The following is a 17,914-nucleotide window of genomic DNA, read 5'->3' as shown; positions in this document are numbered from 1 at the left end:
GAGCCTAAAATCATCGGAAATACCAATTTGACATATGGATGTCTTCGTCTTAAGAGCCAAGAACGTCAACGGTGACACGTCCTTATGACGCTGGCTTGACTCAAATGGGGGCAACGGCGCTGGGCGCCCCGCGGGCTGCAAACCCGTCGGCCCGGTCTCATCCACCGGGAGGAGGTTCGATTCCCCTTGCCCCCTCCATGGTCACCGTTGTGGACCACACCAAGGGACGGGGCGACTTTGCCAGCGTAAAAAAATGAATGGCCAGCGATGACAACCATTGATGTCTTCGAACCGAAAATCATCCTGTACTGCTGTCAGTGGTGTTCTTATACGGCGGCGGATTTGGCTGGGGCGATGCGTCTTTCTTATCCCCCCAATATCTATATTGTCCTGGTGCCGTGCACAGGACGCGTTGATCCTCTCCATCTCATCAAACCCTTGGAAGAAGGTGCCGATGCCGTCTACGTCTCAGGGTGTCTTCCAGGAGAATGCCATTATGTCTCCGGAAACCTCAAGGCGGCGAAGCGGGTGGCCGCCGTCCAGAGACTCCTCGAGGCCGTCGGGGTGGAACCTCAACGCGTCGGTATGGTCTACAACTCAGCTTCCATGGGACCGCAATTCGCCCAATGCTGCCGCGACATTGTGGACCGCATCCGTACCTTGGGGCCGTTGTCCGACTCTCGGCATAAGGCCGGTGGGTCTCGTGCAGCCGGGGCCAAGTCCGGCTGAAGATTCGGACCTGACCTTTCGAAAGGAAGATCTTCATCGGCGAATTTTCTAAAGCATCATGGGTAACCTTATATCCTTGGCCGCACACAAACGGATTCTCTTGGCCCATAAGGCTTTTCGCTTGTGCCGGTCCTATTTTCCACACGACGGTCTATGGCGCGACACAACATCGTGGATGGATTTGCCCGATCCCATCGTGCTGGCCTTCGCCTCGGAAGACCACAACGCGCAGGCGGCTCTCTATGATGTGATCATGGTGTGCCAAGAGTGCGGACGGGGTGACGACTTCAAAGCCCAGAAAATGGACAAATTATGTCACCTCCTCAACGGGTACTTCTACTTGGTGGACCTTGCCCGCTTCGAAATCATGGCTCGTCTGGATTGGGTGGAACGATTCGCTCCATTGGAAAAACCACTCATTGACCTTGCATCAGCCCCTTGGAGCTACGAACCAGAAGCCCTTTTGGAAAATCCACCCTTGCGTCCCCTTCACCCTGGATACGCACAGGGAGAACAAGAAACCACAATGGATCGCACCGTCACGACCCGTAAGGCCGTGCCCGAGGCTCTTCAGCGCTTTCGGGCCAAGATCCAAAACTTCATACAAGATTGAGGCAGAAGGCACAGTGTCACCCCATCATTTTACCCTCGGCATCGCAGGGCATGTGGACCACGGGAAAACTTCACTGGTCCGGGTTCTCAGCGGATACGACACCGACCGACTCGAAGAAGAAAAACGCCGAGGCTTGACCATCGAGCCGGGGGTAGCCCCCCTTATTCTTCCGGACGGCCGCCGCATCGCCCTGGTGGATGTCCCGGGACACAAGGACTTTCGGAAAAACACCATTCGAGGCTTGAGCGCCGTCGAGGCGGCGGTTCTCGTGGTCGCGGCCGATGACGGTGTGATGCCTCAGACACGGGATCATCTGGAAATTCTCCGTTTCATGGGAGCTCGCACAGGGATCGTTGTCCTCAGCAAAGCCGACCTTGTCGATTCTGAAACCCTCGAGCTGGCCGAATTGGAAGTGCGGGATCTTATTCGTGGCACCTTTCTCGACGGCGGCCCGGTGATTGCCTTTTCGGCCGTGGATGGTCGAGGAAAGGACGAGATCCTTCGGGAAATCCAGAAGCGTGCTCACTTGAGCCTGAAACATACAGTTCATCCGGTGTTTCGGTTATGGATCGATCGGGTGATTCAGGCGGCCGGTTTCGGCACCGTCGTCTCAGGCACCGTGGTTTCGGGAACGCTCCACGAAGGCGACATGGTCGAGATTCTGCCTCTGCGCCAGACAGCCATTGCACGGTTTCTTGAAACACACCACGAACGGGTTTCGAAAGTCGAGGCCGGGATGCGGGCGGGTATCAATCTGCGTGGCGTGCCTGCCGCAGAGCTGGACCATGGAATGTGCCTGATCAGCCCTGGATATGGGTCTGTGGCGTTTTATCTCAATGCCCAAGTGGAATTGTCTCATCACTGCGTCAAGCCGCTGCTCAACAGAACGCGGGTAAAAATCCACCTCGGGACGGGCTGTCATAACGCCCTGGCCGTGCTTATGGATCGGGAATCACTGCCCCCGGGGAACACCGGGTTGGTCCAATTCCGCATGGAAAAGCCTGTCGCCGCCTTGGCGCGGGATCCTTTTGTCATGTGCTCCCTGGATCTCGAGACCGTCATGGGCGGGGGCGTCATCTTGGAAATTTCAGGACAAAAGTACCGCGAGCGCAAGGCGCCGAAAGTCATCCCGTTTTTGGAGTGCCTCACGCGTCAGGACGTTCCCCAGGCGGTGGACATGCTGTTTGACCGCATGGGACATCGGGCTCTGAGTGCCGATGAAATCACGCGAGCCACGGGGTTTGCCCGTGAAGAAATCCTCATGTATTTGGAAAATGCCCATCAGAACGACCGATACGTCCATGTCGGCAAAGCTTTCTACATGCCGAAGATGTCTTACAATCATCGGGTGCGAGAAGTTTTCCAAGCCCTTGCGGATATCCTGGCTGCCAACCCGCTGAAGACGGTTGTGTCGGCGGAGGAAATCCGCCATAAGGTCGATCCCTCCATGGAGGATACCCTCACCGTTCATATCCTGGAGGATTTGGTCTCGCGGGGCACCATTATCCGAACGCCGACGGGTTATCGTCTGCCCGACCAAGTCACCGTCCTTCCCCGACGCCAACAGGAACTGGTGCAAAGGATTCTCGATTACGCCAACAAACTAGGGTATCGAACTTTCGCCGTCGGCACTTTCTGTGACGAGCACGGGGAACGGTACCCTCGATCGGAAGTGCAAAAATTGGTGGATTATTTGACGGCTCAAAAGACCTTGGTCCGCCTCCGGGACGGCCGATACATGACCCGTGGCGCCTTAGAGGAGCTTAAAGAAAGGGTGCGCCAAAAGATCCTTAAAGACGGCGCCGTCACCCTCGCCGATTGCACGACCTTGTTCGGTTTCGGTCGCACCCGAGGTGCGAGTGTTTTGGATTATCTGGATTCCATCGGGATGACGGTCCGCGTGGGAGACCGCAGAGTGCTCGCTCAAGATTATGCCAAAACGTTTTGGGCCGGCCGCCAAAACGATCAAAACGCCTCATAGAAGCGCCGACCGTCGGCTTCGATGGCCGGGCGGATCCGCCGCATCTCTGAAGCTCTGCGGCAAGACGAAGACTCCCAGCGGCCAAGTCGTGCGATCAGGTTTTCTAAGGGCTGGGCGCACAGCCACGATTCTCATTTCCGACGGCACAGTGGATCACAGATGCAGCCCCTCTATCAGAGGCAACGCGAACCATGGACTGACAGCACCAACGTCAGTCGTCCCGTTCCGGGATAATCCAAGCGACGCACAGAACTCCGGTTTTTTCCCCGCGCCAGGTTCACCGTGGGAACAACTTCGAGAACCCACGCGGCGCCTGAAAGGTCTTCTCTCAGGGGACCACCCATCGGCGCCGCAGGAGGGCGTTTCTCCCAGCGCTCCAAAAGCTCGTCGAGTTTTGCCGATTCCTCTTCCGAGCTTTCCCGATGCCACATCAAGCCGGGATGATCCGAGGCGAGAGCCTGCAGGCGACGCTGGAAGTCCTCCAGCCTGAGACCGAAAGGGAGCGATTCCAACGCCAGGATCACCGTGAGGCCGACATTTTTGGTCGCCCATCCCATCGTCTCTGCTGGGAACTTCCAGACCGCTCTTTCCGGCGACACGCCATGCCGCTTTTCGGCTGGCGATATCCTCCATAGAAGCCGTGGCGGGTTACCGCGGGACAGGCCCCATAAACCTTTTCGACCCTACGGAATTGCCCCCGATGCCTAAAGGACCGGATCCCCGGCTCGAACCCCGGCGTCTTGTTTCCAGGCGGCCGGACGAGTTGTCGTGCCTGGCACGTCCCGAAGCGATGACAATGCTATCCCGGTCCATCCGTCCGATTCTCCATGGCCCTCCGGTTCTGGAAATCCCCCGGCTCAATCCCGGGCCCGATCGACCGTGAGCACGGCACCGATAAAGGTTACTCCGGCCAGGAGAGCCAGCACAATATAACCGAAGGGATCGGGAGTCCGGCCGAGGGCCGCCTCCCGCATGGCCGAAGTGGCATGGGTGATGGGCAGGAACTGGAGTATTTTTTGGGCCCAGCCCGGAAGATGCGCTAGGGGGAAAAAGGTGCCGCCCAAGAAAGCCATGGGCGTGATGATAAAATTGTTCATGAAGGCTTGATCGGCATGCGATCGGACGAGCATGGCCAAAGCCACGGCAAGCCCTGAAAAGACGAAGCTGTTCAAGACAAAGGCTCCCCAAAAAAAGGCATTGTACGACAGGAAAACACCAAAAAGGGCACCAAGCCCGATGATGACCAGTCCAGCCAGCATCGCCCGACTCACTCCGGCAAGCACTTCCCCAAACACGTAATCCACGTGGCTGATGGGTGCAGCCTGGAACTCCTCAAAGATATGCCAATAAAATCGAGCAATGTTGATTTCGCTGCCGATGGCGAAAGCCTGCGTCATGCTCGTCATGGCCGCCAAGCCGGGGAGCAGAAACTGGAGATAGTCCACCCCCTGTACGGTCACTTGACGGCCCATGCCGTAGCCGAAAGCGATGAGATACAGGAGCGGCGCAATAGACCACGAAAAAATCTGACGGAAAAACCGCCGCCGCAGAATGAGCAGTTCACGAAGATAGACGGCCGTCCACGCGCGACTCATAGCACTTTCTTTCCCGTGTAGTGCAGGAATGCATCTTCGAGGTTGACCCGGCGCAACGTATAACCATTCCGATGGGATTCGGCATACTGTCGTGCCGATTCCCTATCGGGAAAATAGTGGGTCTGCATTTCGTTTTCCCGGTACGAGTCGATGGCCCATTGCCCCAAGGTGTTCATGAGCCGCTGAGGAGTGTCCAAGGCCACGATTTTCCCCTCATCCACAAAAGCCACTCTGTCCGCGAGGAACTCCGCCTCTTCGATGTAGTGTGTCGTTAAAAACACGGTCACCCCATCTTGTTGAATCTTCTTGATAAGGCTCCAGATCCGCCGTCGAATGGCGGGATCCAATCCCACAGTGGGCTCGTCGAGGAACAGGACGGTGGGGCGGTGCAACAAGGCCCGGGCGATCATGAGCCTCCGTTTCATCCCCCCTGACAGGCGTTTGACCAAGCTCTGGCGTTTTTCCTCCAACCCCACATAGCTTAAAAGGTCGTCGATTCTTGTACGGATATCCTGTTTGCCCATCCCATAAAGCTTTGCGTGGATGACCAGATTTTCCTCAACGGTGAGCTCGGCGTCGAGGTTCACGTGCTGGGGTACCAGGCCGTGCTGTCTTTTGGCCTGAAGAGGTTCTTTTTCCACGTCATGCCCGCCGATCAAGGCACGGCCGGCGGTCGGCCGGGTGAGTCCCGTCAAGATACGGATCGTGGTCGTCTTGCCGGCCCCGTTTGGGCCAAGGTATGCGAAAAGCTCCCCTGAAGCGACGCGAAGGCTTACCCCTTTGAGTGCTTCCAGCTTCTTGTAGTCCTTTTTCAGCGCGATAATTTCAATCATCGTCAGCCCCACGGCGCATACGCTGTGCCCCCTTGCTCGTCCAATACACTGCACATCTCCAAGAATCCAGACAATTTCCGGTCCATACGCGGGACCTTAGACCTGGGGGTTCTCATGTCTTTTGGCACAGCTCCACCGGGATCCATCGGCTGAGCCAACAGACAAACCAGCCTGACCGGCGACCGGAGGCCCGAACTCGTCGATCTCGGTGCCGGAGCAGCCTCCATGCCATGGTTTAGGCGATAGCGGAGAGAAAATTCAACACCCTGAGCGGCATCAGCATGCCCCGGGGATTGAAAAAACCAAGCCGCGAGTCGATGGGATTATCTCAGCCGGGAAACTCACTCCCCATGCGGGTCCCCACACCATCGAATGCCGAACCTCGGGATCTCATCAATTTTTTCGAAAGAGACGAACTGGAACAAAATATTCCGGTTTTTCTGGACCTTGGAGATTCATCCCACAAACAGTTTCCCGGCTTCGGCACGTCCTCCCTCGCGGTTTCCCTCTGCGATGGATGCCCACAGACCCGGCCGTCAGGTAGGCGGCCCCGTCCGATGACCATCTAAACACCAACCGGAATAATGGAACAACAACGCCTGGAAAGGCATCCTTTCGTCGCGGCACCCGATGTGACAGCCGGTAAGATCAAGAACCGATGGATTATTTACCCATGCCGGGGCCGGAAATTTTGCGCGCCCGCAATAGATACCGGCCCGGCGTATCCTCGAGGCTTTCCAGTTCAAGGCCCGCGCCGGCAACCAGCCGGGTCATGGCGGCAGCATCCGGCAGCACGTCGCGGCGGACATCTTCGTGGGAGGCATGATGGCGCGCCAATTCTTCGCGGCTAAGCAGGTGGGCGATCACAAGGCGCCCGCCGACTTTGAGCACTCGAGCCATCTCCGCCAAAGCCTGCGGTGGATCGTCGAAATGGGGAAAGGCGGCAAAGCACAGGACACGGTCGAAGATCCCACTTCGGCAGGGAATCGTATGGACGTCCGCTTGCAGGACCAGTTCCCCATGAAGCCCACACTTTTTGAAAGCCTCCACGGTCATGGCCCAGGCGAGATCGAAAGCCACAATTCGACCCGCAGGACCCACGGCACGGCGCACGTACGGGATGAGAATTCCGGGGCCCGTACCCACGTCCAAGACCATTTCGCCCGGATGCAGACCGAACTCAGGAAGAAGCCGTTCCAGGCGGGCCCGAACTTCTGGAGGATAACAGGATTGTTCCCATGTCTGGGCCCGCGCTTCGAAAAAATCCACCTTACCCGCCATCCTGTTCCTATCCTCCCGCGTCGGTTCTCCTTCAGACGCTTCATGCCGAGCGCCGAGGAACCCAGCCCGGGAAGGCTTGAGTTCCTCCATCCGACGGCACGGTGGACAATCGAAGAAATCCTCGGCCGGCTTCGGAAGTCGGTGCGTGCCGTCGCCGAAAGAAGGCCGACGACCCTCCCATCCGGCGAGTGACCCCGTACGGCCGCGAAACCGCGCTCCTTAGAATGTCAGCTTGGCTCCCAGCATGACATTGGTGCCAGGCATAGGATACCCAGGGAGATATTCGTAATCTTCATCCAGAATGTTTTCCACCGCCACGTAAACCGTTCCGTCTGCTTTGGCATAGGGAAGCGGGAAACGGTAACTGATCTTGCCGTTGAGGAGAAAATAGGCATCCACGGTTTGGGTATTGATGACACCGGCACGCCGAGCCTGCTCACGAACGGTCATGGATCCCACCCGTTCCCCGTCCAGGCTCAAGGTCCAGCGATCCAGGAGACGCCAATTGAGGCCGGCGCTCACGGTCCACTCGGGCGTATAAGGCAAATCTGCCGGATCTGCGTCCAGAAAAGTCGCTCCTGCGAACAACGACAGACGATCCGTAGGATAGACCGTGGCCGTGGTTTCCACCCCCTTCAACGTGTAATCTTCCACATTGTCGTAAACCGGTGGAAACGGCGGCGGGGGAATCACCACATACCGATCCGATCCTTCGTCGCGAAAGACTGTAATATCCACCGAAAGCCAAGAACCCCATCGGTGGCGCAGGCCGACCTCCACGTGGTCGAGCACTTCAGGGTCCAAATTCTTCCAAGAGTCTTTTAATGCCGGGATGACCTTTTCAGAAAAGACGACGACATCCAGGCCGGGGTAAAGGACACCGCGAGCGTACCCCGCATGCAGTTCCGTATCCTTGTATCCCACCACGACACCTGCATGGGGCGCCCATTGGGATTCAAAGTCCGTGTGGTCATAATAACGGATGCCGGCCGAAGGGGTGAGGTGGAACCCTTGGGAATGGCCGAACATGTGACTGACGGCCGCGTACGGCGAGAGAATGGTAAAATCATGACCGCTCCAGACGTCTTTCTTTCCATCTGTGTAATAGGCCACATAGTCCCCTTCGGTGCGGTCCCAGTCCAGACCTGTGACGAGCTCCCCCCAGGCCAAAAGGCGAAACGCTCCCGGGCTTTCACGCCGTAGAAGAGGAAATCATTAAAGAGATCTTCCCTCACCCCGCTTGTGGAAGTTGGTTGATCCAGCCAGTCGCCTTCACCACCGCTTCGGTACACTTTGAGAAATCCGGCGGCTCGCTCGTACTCGTTGGTCAAGGCCGCGGACAGAAGCCACAGGCGGGTTTCGTAGCGTCCTTGCCGCTGGGTCGATAAAGCCCCTTCAGCGCCGGGATCATCGGCATAGTTGTCGTTCCACAATGTGAATCCTTGGACTTTCCAGTTGGGATTGATGTCCCACCCCAGTCGGCCGTAGACGTTGCCCAACGCGCCGTCGGCATCGTCGCGATGTCCATCGGAACGGCGCCAGGCCCCGCCCACGTAGTAACTGAAGGGGGCCACATGGCCCCCATGTTCCCCTCGAACGACTACGGTGTCGTAGCTTCCGTAGGCCCCGCCGACCACGGTGGAAAAACCCTCAGAAGGCGCGGTCTTGGGCACGAGGTTCACCACCCCGAAGGCATTTCCGAACAGATGGGGCTGAGGGCTTTTATAAACTTCTACAGATTGTGCCGGATCAATGGGCAAGAGATCCAAGAGAGGATGGTTCCAAAGGCTCATGTAGACCGGCACCCCGTCCACGAAGGTCTTGATTTCGGCACCGGGACGGCTCGATCCCAACCCGCGGATGAACACGGCTCCACCCGTCGCCCCTCCAAAAGAACCCACAGGGTTATATCGTGAGATGGTGATCCCAGGAGTCCGACGAAGAGCGGTCGTCAGATCCTGGGCGTTCAGGTTGTCCATTTGTTCTTCGGTCACGACCGTTTTTTGGGCGGCAAAAGCGTCCACCACATTGTCTTCAATAATGGGCGAGGACACGACATGAACCGGTTCCAAAACGGCAGCCGTCTCGTGTTCTGCCCCTGAGGACGGAACGGGTAAAGAGAACACAAAGGTGACAATGAACATCAGGGTCCCAAACAGGTTCCTCAGGTCATGGTTTCTCATGGCTGGCAACTCCTGATATCTTTTGGACGCACGCCCGGCACAGCGCCCCCGACGGCGTGTCCGCCATCTTGCTCGGCATGGTCGGTTCCCCGCAGTCCGCGCACGGCGTGGACGGTTCCATCCGGGCCTTTTCGGGAGGCGGTCCGTCCACCCATGTCGCCTGGAATACCGATTCCGGCTCGACGTGCAAGATCTCCCGCGTCCGTTGGGCATGAAGTGCCTTAAAGCGCGCCTGCTCTACCGCATTAGCCTGGCCGCTCATCATCTTCCTCAAGAGTTGGAGATGCTCAGGGTTCCGGCCGAGGACATCCCCTTTGAGGGCCACTCGGACGCCGCGGCCGGATCCCCGGCTGAAGAGCGTCAAGGCCATTTTGCCGAAATCTTTGTGGATAAAGTTTCCCTTGCCGAAGGTGCACCCGGTGAGGACCTGAACGGCGTCGGCAAAACAGGCGTCGTTTTCCACCACGGCGACCAATCCTTCGTCCTCGGCTCGCTCTTCCCGGAGCTTTTTCATGGCCATCCGGGTCGCCACAAACCCCAGCGCCAATCCCGGACAGACATGCCCGTGAAATGCGGCGCATCGGTGCCACAAACTCTCGCTATGCTCATCAAAGGCATCTGGATGCATCTCTTCTCACTCCTCGTTCCCCAGGGTCTTGGGGGCCTAGTGTCCCCTGTGCCCGGGCTTGTCAGCCCCAGCTCCCCGTCTCTTGTTCCCTCTTGCAACGACGCGCCGCTCATTCCCGGACGGCGGGCTAAAATTCCAGCGTCGCCGAAACAATGACCGTGAAAGGTGCCCCGGGATAGTAACTCGGGTCACCGCCTCGGCTGTCATCGGAAACATTGATGAGGGAAATATATTTCTTGTCCAAAAGATTATAGATATCTAAGGAAAGGTTAAGGGTGTTGTCAAAGAGTATATTTTTGAGTTTGTAACGTGCGCCGAAATCAACAACCGTATAGGCATCGATTTCCTCGTTATGCTGAATATCCCCGTAGCGTTTGCTCGAAAAGCGAATGGAAGGAATGACTTCCAAGGCCCCGACGGTGGCCAGCAACCCCGCCCGCACCATGACCTTGGGCGTATCGACCACCTGGTCGCCTTCCACGGAGAAGGTCTGTCCTTGGTAGGTGATGTCGTCGTCGTATTCCATAAAGGTCAGCGTGGGGTTGACAAAAAGGGTGAGATTTTTCATGAGAAAAGCATCGGCTTCCAGGTCCAGTCCGTAACTTCGCGCCTTCCCGACGTTTTGCTGGTAGCTGAGATTGACTCGAGGGTCATAGACCGTCGTCAGAAGATTCTTGTGTTTGCCGTAGAAAACCGTTGGAGCCAATTCAAACCAGGCGGTATGCCATCGAACCCCGACATCAAAATTGTCCGATTCTTCCATGTCGTAACCTTTGAAAAGATCGTTCAAGTTGATTCCCGCAGCCTGGAATTTGGATCGGTTCGCATTGTAGAGATTGATCAAAGGCATGTACGCATAGGGGCGGATAAAGTTCTTTCCATAGCTGGCATAAAGGGAAAAGTCTTCTCCAAAACGGTAGCCTATCCCAAGCGTCGGCAGCCAGAGATCGTATGTGCGGGCTTCCCGGTTCAGGTCGGGAGCCGGCACCGGCGTGTACGTCGGCGCGGGTGTCGTGTACCCTTGGCTCTCGGAATCTTCAAAGCGGAAATACTTCATGCCCGCCTGCCAGTCGAAGGATCCGTGGGAACCGGAGATCTTGAGGTAAGGGCTATGAATATAGGTGGTTCCCGTGGTGGCCGCCACGCCGATCCCTCGGTAGACCAAACTCATGCCGGAAATCCCGTAGTTTTCGGAGCTGATGTTCATGTTCGATTCTTCATAGAGATATCCCAGAGTGGCCGTAAGAGACGCCACGCTGCCTCGGGCTTCCCCCACCACCCCTTTGCGGTCAATGTCCCGGAATCTTTTTTGAACGATGCCCCCCTGGCTCGGACTTCCTTGATAAATCTCCGTATCTTCGTCGGCATAGTAGGGCTTCAGGATAAAATGGAGGCTCTCCCATGGTTTGATGGTCAAGATACCGAAAACATCGCTGTTATTGTAATTTCCTTTATTGTAATCGTAGTAATAAATATCTTCAGATGCTTTACCTGTGCGTGATGAACTGTAATCCCGGTTATACTGATCGGAGAGGTCGCGGGTCTGTTGGTAGGTGAGAGGTCTGTAAAGGTTTTGATCCAGATCGTTGACGTTCACCCAGAATTTGGCGTTCAACCATTGGCCCACATCCTGGGTGAGCATGATGTTGGCGTTGTTGCGAGGGCCGACCTGACCCGGACCTTTCCATTTATCCACTTCGGTATAAGAATAGGAGGCGCTGAGTTTTGTATCCAGAGGCCCTAGACGTCCGGAATCCACGCGCGCCTCGCTCCGGGTGTACGTATGGGACCCCACGTTTTGACCCAAGTGCACACCTAGATCCTCCTGGGGCCAGCGAGGCTGCAGCCACAAGGCCCCTCCACGGGATCCCACACCGGTGCCGATGTCGCCTGGAACCGCCCCCTTGTAGATGGAAATCGATTCCACATTCATCATGTCATAGATGTAGTCCCGAGGTCCGATGGGGTTGCCGCCGTAGTTGGGAATCCCTTCCACGGTGAGGGCGCCGAGGTAGCCGCGCACACCACGAACGCGGATGCTCTGTTGTTCCGCGGCCAAGCCGAAAGGGTCCGGGCTTTCCACCTGCACGCCGGGAAGAATGCGCAGGGTTTCATAAACACTGGTGGAGGCTCGAGGTCCTTGGGCCTCGATACCTTTCCTGGTGACCGCCGTCCCCGTATACACCGTCTCGTCGGCCTGTCGCGTCGGGGCCAGAATCTTGGGGGCCTCAACCATAACATCGTCGACTTTTTTCTCCTCGGATCCCCCCTCTTCGGCGGCAAAAACCAGGCACGGCAAAAGCAGGGTTGCCACAAAGGCCCCCACCAGAACCCTTCGTCTCCATGATCTTCCGAGCACCACGGGATTTCCCGAGCCAACTCCACTTTTCGCCGTCGTCGTCTGCTGCATTTTCATGGAACCCTCCTCGATGATCGTCAGTGTCAGCACGAACGCGCTTCAGCGTCGAACGTACGGGTTCCATGCCCCGCATTTCTTCGATCCCTTCACCGGGATTCTTTTTCCCGGTCAGCCCCTCGGTTTTCCTTTGGGCATCTCACATGCCCAGGTGCTCACTACGGCGTTTGCCGTGGCGGACCTCGTGAGGCTCCATGGCCGGCTTCTCACAGGTTCACGAGGCTTTGGCGCCGAGGCCTCAACGGCTCGAAATGGCTTTCAACGGCACAACACCTCCAAGCGGCCCATAGAGTTTTTCCATCTCGTCATAGATGGGTCGGCCCACAAAGGTGCTGTAAATCCGATCCGCCGCCTGACGCACGTCCACATCGGCAAACTGTTCCGGGTAAAGCACCTTGCCCACGGCCACGGCATCCACTAGGGCCGATTCCACATTGGTCGCATAGGCATTGAAAGGAAATAGAAGGTAGACGCGCCCTGTCTGAAACGCTTTCAGCCGGCGGTAGAAGTCAGCGTGTTTTTGGGCGTCCTCTTCCACAAGCTGCAATCCCCCTCCGTCGATGAACACGACCTCGGGATCGAGGGCCAACAGTTGTTCCCTATCCAAGAAGATGTGGCCCCCGAGGCGGCTTCTGATGCCCGCCGCTGCATGCGTTACGCGGTTCCACACGAAAGGGATGTAGTGGACTTCGGTGCTTTGAATGCCGTAGGCGCCTTTGTACCCGATGCCTCCCACATAGGCTCGCGGTCTTTTTGATTCAGGAACATCCGCCGTACGGCGCCGGAGATCTTCCCGGAGTTCACCCACGAACCGTTCCAACTCCACGGCTCGCTCTTCACGGCCCAAAACCTTTCCGGCCACCCGGAGCGAGTTCAGGATTTCCTCGTCAAAGGAAGCAAACCGCCCATAGCTTAAAACCACCACGGGCACACCGGCCAGGCGGCTCACCTCATCGGCCAGAGTCGTATCCATGTACGTCACAAAAACCACATCCGGCTTGACGGCCAAGATGGGCTCCAAGTCAGGTTTCGCGTTGATGCTTGTGGGCCCTCCTGGACCGATCAGCGGTAACGTGGCCAGTTCCGGGTGGGCCATGCGGTAAGGTCGCCCAGAAGCGCCGGTTTTTTCGATGCCCTCCACGCCTACCAGCAGATCCTGGGCCTGCAAGTAGACAATGAGACGCAATGCGCCAGGGGCAAGACACACCACGCGGCGAGGTGGTTCGGCAAAACTCACCGTGCGCCCTGCCATGTCCGTAACCGAAAAAGCCTGCGCCTGACACCACATGACCGCAAGGCCCAAGCCCGTCAGGACAATGCGTGACCATCCCCTCATGGCCTATCCTTTTCGTGAATTGTCCCTTGTGCGCCTTGAAACCACCTCGGCTGCCCGGTTGCCACTGGATCACCCGCAGGAGCCTTGTCACATCTCGGCACCACCACCAAGGAGTCTTCGATCCGACACACGAGCACATCCACACCGTAGATGCGTCGCACCGTCTCCGCCGACACCTCTTGAGGGGTCGCGGCCGTTTCGATGCGGCCGTTTTTGAGAAAAGGAGCCGGTCGCAGAACCGCAGGGCCATGTTGAGGTCGTGAATCGCTGCGACTACAGCCAACGATTCTTGACGACTGATGCGGCGCACGAGCTGCATCACGTCCAATTGGTTTTTCATGTCCAAGTGGCTGGTGGGTTCATCCAAAAGGAGGACTTTGGGTTTTTGGGTGAGGGCTTTCGCCAGAAGAACCTTTTGCGCCTCGCCGCCACTGAGGGTCGAAAAACGCCGGGAGGCCAACGGAGCAAGATCCATGTCCATGAGGATCTTTTCCACACTCTCCACATCGTCACGGGTGGGCCCCCAGCGCCGGTGCGGAAGCGTCCCCAAAAGCACCACCTCAAAGACGCTCAGATCGGAATCCTGGGCTTTCTGCGGGACAGACGCCACCATTCGAGCCACGCCTTTGGGTCCTAAAAGACGCACATCCTCTCCGTCCAAAAGAACGGATCCCACGCGAGGACCAAGGACACCGTTGAGACATCGAAGAAGCGTGGATTTTCCCGCGCCGTTGGTGCCACAGACCGCCACCATCTCCCCCCGTGACACTTGAAAGCGTACCCCTTGAAGGACAGCGCGGCTGTTGTAACGAAACTCAATATCCAAAACGGTCAGGATCATGTGCGCCTTTTCAACAAGATGGATAGGAACAAGGGAGCACCAAGGAACGATGTCACCACGCCCACGGGAAACGACCCTGTTCCCAAAACGACCCGGGAGAAGGTGTCGGCAAGGAGCAACAGGGCCGCGCCCAATACCGCAGAAACGGGGACCAAGAACCGATGGTCGGCCCCGACGATGCGTCGTGCCGCATGGGGTGCGATGAGGCCCACAAAAGCGATGACCCCGTGAAAGGCTGTAGCCAAAGCCGACACGAAAGCCGCCGCGATAAGCCCACACCAGCGCAGCGTCTCCACGGAAATGCCCAGCGTCCTGGCTGGTTCTTCACCCATGTCCAAAGCATTCAGATGCCACCGCCACACAAAGCCCACCAGACCCAATCCGACCACAGCCGCACTGAGCCATTGGATCTGGGTCCAGTTGGATCGACCCACGTCGCCAAAACTCCAGGCGACAGCCATGGCAAGCCGCGTTTCATCGCTCAATACCTGCAAAAGCACTGTGGCCGCCCCAAAAAGCGACGACAAAGCGACACCTGCCAGAATGACAGCCTCTGGGGTAAGCCCCCGAAGCCTCCCCAGAACCACGATGAGCACCGTAGCCCCCAGAGATCCCGCAAAGGCGGCCACGGCCGTCCAGAAAGGGCTTCCATGAAAGAGAACGATGGTGCACGAAGCCCCAAAGGCCGCACCCTGACTGATCCCTAGGGTGGATGGAGATCCCAGAGGATTTCTCAAAAGCGTTTGAATAAAAAGACCGGCCAGGGCCAGACCTGCCCCCACGGCAAGGCTCGCGGCGATGCGCGGCAGGCGGATGTTCCAGACCACTAGGGAACGAGTGTCATCCACGAGCCGGAAAAAAGACTGCAGCAGCTGCACAGGGCTCATGGGGTAAGTTCCAAAACCCACCGCGACAGCAGCCAAGACGGCCGTCCCGCCTGCCAAGCCAAGAAGAAGTCTCTGTTTTTTTCTCGCTTTGCACCAAAAAGTTTCCGCAAGCCCTGGGGGCATCAAAGCATCCTTTCTCCAAAGTCTGTTCCCGGCACAAAAAAAAGGGCACACGAAGCCTCCCCCCTTTTTCAAGGTTTTCGGCAGCCTTCGTGGCCCCTTTTTTAGGAAAACTTATGTTTCGGCCGGGCACGTTTCGGGTGTGCCGCAACGCCCTTCAGGGCGGCATATTATCCCGGCCTACGAAACTCGAAGCTCCTCACTGAGCTTATCCAAAAAGGGCGAAAGAGCGGCGACCTTCCCGCCCCAACACAGCTTTGTACCCCTTTCAGGCCGGCGAGGTGCCCGCTCTTACGCGAACCGGCTCCTCTTCGAGGCAGCTCTTCAAAGCGTCCCCGCGGCGTCTTCAGACGTCAGTGTCGGGCACTCTCACTTTTCTTCAAAAATGATTTTGTGATCCACCAGATTCATCATCTTTATGCGTCCCCGAATCGTCTTCCGATCTCCAAAGATCCCTACGAGACGCCAGGTGTCCTCGCTTTCCGGCTCCACAACATCCACGGATTCCATGAGGAGCTCTTCTCGGCCGTCTTTGACCACATAGGCGTTGGCTTCACACATCTTCAATAACCTCCTTGATTCTCCCCTCCAGGGCGGCTTGCACCAGATGAGGCAGCGGCTCTTTGACCACACCCACAATCTCCACTCTTTCCTGATTTAAAGGAATCAGCACTTTCACGGCACGACAGGATGCCACCGCCTCGGCGATCCTGGGAGTCACTTCTCCGAGCATGCTGTGAGCCCAGGTGACGGCAATGGGCCCCACAATACAATCCGCCGTGGAAACCGTCCAGCATATGGCGCTTTCCCCCGTGGCCCCGCGATTTGCCCCGGCTTTGAGCATCTGCGAGGTGGCGATCGCGTTCGTTCCCAAAGCAATCACTTCCACGCTTTCACCATATGCGCTTTTCAGGGCCTTAATGACAGCAGCCCCAATGCCGCCTCCCTGACCGTCAATAACACAGATTCGCTTCATGGACATTCCATGAACTCGCTTTCCAATCCGTTAAAGTTCTTCTGCGTTTGAAAGAAAGTCCAGAGGCCCGGGTGAACGTGCCCTCGGACGGACTATGCCCCTTCCGACCACAGCCTGGACGCCCCTCTCCCTGGACCGGGACGAACCCAAGTGTCCGGGACCCATGCTTTATGTCAATTGAAACACCAGCCCGATTTCCACTGCCAACGGCCTGTTCACCACTTCCCGAGGAAAACCGGGAAAAGGTGCAGCGTCTCTCACCGCTTTGACAGCCGCCTCATCCAAAAGCTTTGAGCTTGAACTTTTGACGACCTCCAAACCCTCAAGGGTCCCATCCGGACGAATCACAAACCGCAGCGTGACACGTCCCTCTTCCTGCCGACGCCTGGCGGCGTAAGGGTAGTTCTTGAAGCGGTCCACGCGCTGGCGGACCTGCGCCAAGAAAAGCTTAAGCACATCCTCTGTTTCCCCGCTCGTATAAGCCGGTGGTCCTTGAGGCCGACCAAGCGCCGCCGTCTCGGAGGCCGTTGACGGAGCCGCGTCCGGGACATTTGGCTCAGCCGTCTGTTTCGCCTCATGAACTGCGTTGGAGCTTGCTGGTTTCGGCTCAGGCTTCTTCACTTTTTTAGCCGTCTCGACGCGCTGCAGCGGTTTGGGTTCGGGCTTCGGTTCGGGTAAGGATTCCGCCGGCTTGGGCCTTTCCCGAGGCTGAGGCTGGACATCGGGCATGGCCAGAGAAGGTGCCGGCGCCGAAGGTTTAACCTGTGCCGCTGTGGGCTCCGCTGAAGGCAGGAGATCCAGGTCGATCACTTGAAGAGGCTCTCTCTGGAACCAATGCGGATTGCCGGCCAAAAGCATTCCATGGATGAGGCCGGAAAGCAGAAGAAAAAGCGCAAAAACTCGATTCCCTCGAGAATTCGAGACTTCATAACCCCTCAAATCCTTTTCGAGGATCCGAGCACACGGGCGGCATACCGCAATGTCGGAGCCTTCCAGAAGCCTGAAAGTGGGCTCCGGTCCTTTGGTTTCCGAAAGGGGACCCTCGTCGAAATGGGCATGTCGTCGGATCGCAGAAGAGATTTTCATGGTGACGGCCTTTCTGTCGCAAGACGTAGTCGAGCGGCTCCGGCCGCCTTGATGATATCCATCACCTGCACCACGCGATTGAGAATCAGACTTCTGTCCGCCTTGAGCACCACCGCGGTTTCCGGGTCCGCTTCCAGGCGCTGCTTCACCCTCACCAGAAGCTCATCCAAAGGAACGGCTTTCGCTCCGATATACACGTCCCCTTCGGGACTCAGCGTGATGATCAACTCCTTGTCTTCCTGGGACACGGTGGAGAGGGCCTGGGGCAGCTGCACACGAATGCCTTCCTCGGTCAGGAAGTTGGTGGTGAGTAGAAAATAAATCAGAAGCAAAAAAACGATATCAATCAATGAAGTCAGCGGTGTTTGCACCCCGTAGGCGGGTCTTTTGCGGCGGTGAACGATCATAT

The 17,914-nt window shown here is 57.3% G+C and carries 16 protein-coding genes, 1 tRNA gene and 2 pseudogenes; 4 read left to right on the top strand and 15 right to left on the bottom strand.

The window, feature by feature from the left end:
• Positions 1–106 precede the first annotated feature (106 nt).
• The 4 genes from ACZ5K9_RS10985 to selB all read left to right on the top strand — a co-directional run bounded on the left by ACZ5K9_RS10985 (position 107) and on the right by selB (position 3,323).
• A tRNA-OTHER gene (locus ACZ5K9_RS10985) sits at positions 107–198 on the top strand.
• A gap of 69 nt (positions 199–267) precedes the next feature.
• Positions 268–729 (top strand): hydrogenase iron-sulfur subunit, encoded by a 462-nt coding sequence (locus tag ACZ5K9_RS10980; RefSeq protein ID WP_464271380.1) that lies wholly within the window; start codon positions 268–270, stop codon positions 727–729.
• Positions 730–805: 76 nt separating this feature from the next.
• Positions 806–1,342 carry a hypothetical protein gene (locus ACZ5K9_RS10975; RefSeq protein WP_464271379.1) on the top strand — a complete coding sequence of 179 codons (537 nt, stop codon included), beginning with the start codon at positions 806–808 and terminating at the stop codon, positions 1,340–1,342.
• Positions 1,343–1,355: 13 nt separating this feature from the next.
• Positions 1,356–3,323: a selenocysteine-specific translation elongation factor gene (gene selB, locus ACZ5K9_RS10970; RefSeq protein ID WP_464271378.1), complete on the top strand. Its 1,968-nt coding sequence runs from the start codon at positions 1,356–1,358 to the stop codon at positions 3,321–3,323.
• Positions 3,324–3,496: 173 nt separating this feature from the next.
• On the opposite strand, the gene ACZ5K9_RS10965 is transcribed toward selB, so the two are convergent.
• The 15 genes and pseudogenes from ACZ5K9_RS10965 to ACZ5K9_RS10895 all read right to left on the bottom strand — a co-directional run bounded on the left by ACZ5K9_RS10965 (position 3,497) and on the right by ACZ5K9_RS10895 (position 17,912).
• Positions 3,497–3,880: a hypothetical protein gene (locus ACZ5K9_RS10965; protein ID WP_464271377.1), complete on the bottom strand. Its 384-nt coding sequence runs from the start codon at positions 3,878–3,880 to the stop codon at positions 3,497–3,499.
• A gap of 300 nt (positions 3,881–4,180) precedes the next feature.
• Positions 4,181–4,918 (bottom strand): ABC transporter permease, encoded by a 738-nt coding sequence (locus ACZ5K9_RS10960; protein ID WP_464271376.1) that lies wholly within the window; start codon positions 4,916–4,918, stop codon positions 4,181–4,183.
• Positions 4,915–5,751 (bottom strand): ABC transporter ATP-binding protein, encoded by an 837-nt coding sequence (locus ACZ5K9_RS10955; RefSeq protein WP_464271375.1) that lies wholly within the window; start codon positions 5,749–5,751, stop codon positions 4,915–4,917. Before ACZ5K9_RS10955 ends, ACZ5K9_RS10960 begins: the two co-directional genes overlap by 4 nt.
• Before the next feature lie 663 nt (positions 5,752–6,414).
• Positions 6,415–7,032, bottom strand: a complete 618-nt coding sequence (locus ACZ5K9_RS10950; RefSeq protein WP_464271374.1) for a class I SAM-dependent methyltransferase — start codon at positions 7,030–7,032, stop codon at positions 6,415–6,417.
• A gap of 219 nt (positions 7,033–7,251) precedes the next feature.
• Positions 7,252–8,145 carry a TonB-dependent receptor domain-containing protein gene (locus ACZ5K9_RS10945; protein WP_464271373.1) on the bottom strand — a complete coding sequence of 298 codons (894 nt, stop codon included), beginning with the start codon at positions 8,143–8,145 and terminating at the stop codon, positions 7,252–7,254.
• A 584-nt stretch (positions 8,146–8,729) separates the two neighbouring features.
• A pseudogene (locus ACZ5K9_RS10940) lies at positions 8,730–9,176 on the bottom strand (TonB-dependent receptor); the annotation flags it as partial.
• A gap of 25 nt (positions 9,177–9,201) precedes the next feature.
• Positions 9,202–9,843: an FmdE family protein gene (locus ACZ5K9_RS10935; protein ID WP_464271372.1), complete on the bottom strand. Its 642-nt coding sequence runs from the start codon at positions 9,841–9,843 to the stop codon at positions 9,202–9,204.
• 127 nt (positions 9,844–9,970) lie between these two features.
• Positions 9,971–12,259, bottom strand: a complete 2,289-nt coding sequence (locus ACZ5K9_RS10930; RefSeq protein ID WP_464271371.1) for a TonB-dependent receptor — start codon at positions 12,257–12,259, stop codon at positions 9,971–9,973.
• Positions 12,260–12,497: 238 nt separating this feature from the next.
• Complete coding sequence (locus ACZ5K9_RS10925; RefSeq protein ID WP_464271370.1) at positions 12,498–13,595, bottom strand: iron ABC transporter substrate-binding protein; 1,098 nt, start codon at positions 13,593–13,595, stop codon at positions 12,498–12,500.
• A 409-nt stretch (positions 13,596–14,004) separates the two neighbouring features.
• Positions 14,005–14,349 (bottom strand): annotated as a pseudogene (locus tag ACZ5K9_RS10920) (ATP-binding cassette domain-containing protein); the annotation flags it as partial.
• Between the two features lie 83 nt (positions 14,350–14,432).
• Positions 14,433–15,446, bottom strand: coding sequence for a FecCD family ABC transporter permease (locus ACZ5K9_RS10915; protein ID WP_464271369.1), 1,014 nt, complete (start codon positions 15,444–15,446; stop codon positions 14,433–14,435).
• A gap of 366 nt (positions 15,447–15,812) precedes the next feature.
• Positions 15,813–16,004 carry a CooT family nickel-binding protein gene (locus ACZ5K9_RS10910; protein ID WP_464271368.1) on the bottom strand — a complete coding sequence of 64 codons (192 nt, stop codon included), beginning with the start codon at positions 16,002–16,004 and terminating at the stop codon, positions 15,813–15,815.
• Positions 15,997–16,419: a DUF3842 family protein gene (locus tag ACZ5K9_RS10905; protein WP_464271367.1), complete on the bottom strand. Its 423-nt coding sequence runs from the start codon at positions 16,417–16,419 to the stop codon at positions 15,997–15,999. The genes ACZ5K9_RS10910 and ACZ5K9_RS10905 overlap by 8 nt, the downstream gene beginning before the upstream one ends.
• 168 nt (positions 16,420–16,587) lie before the next feature.
• A complete protein-coding gene (locus tag ACZ5K9_RS10900) occupies positions 16,588–17,505 on the bottom strand; it encodes an energy transducer TonB (RefSeq protein WP_464271366.1) in 918 nt (305 codons plus the stop codon).
• On the bottom strand, positions 17,502–17,912 hold the full coding sequence (locus ACZ5K9_RS10895) for an ExbD/TolR family protein (RefSeq protein ID WP_464271365.1): 411 nt from the start codon (positions 17,910–17,912) through the stop codon (positions 17,502–17,504). The genes ACZ5K9_RS10900 and ACZ5K9_RS10895 overlap by 4 nt, the downstream gene beginning before the upstream one ends.
• Between the last annotated feature and the right edge of the window lie 2 nt (positions 17,913–17,914).

Source organism: Desulfosoma profundi (assembly GCF_055387865.1).
This window is presented reverse-complemented; position numbering and strand designations above follow the sequence as displayed.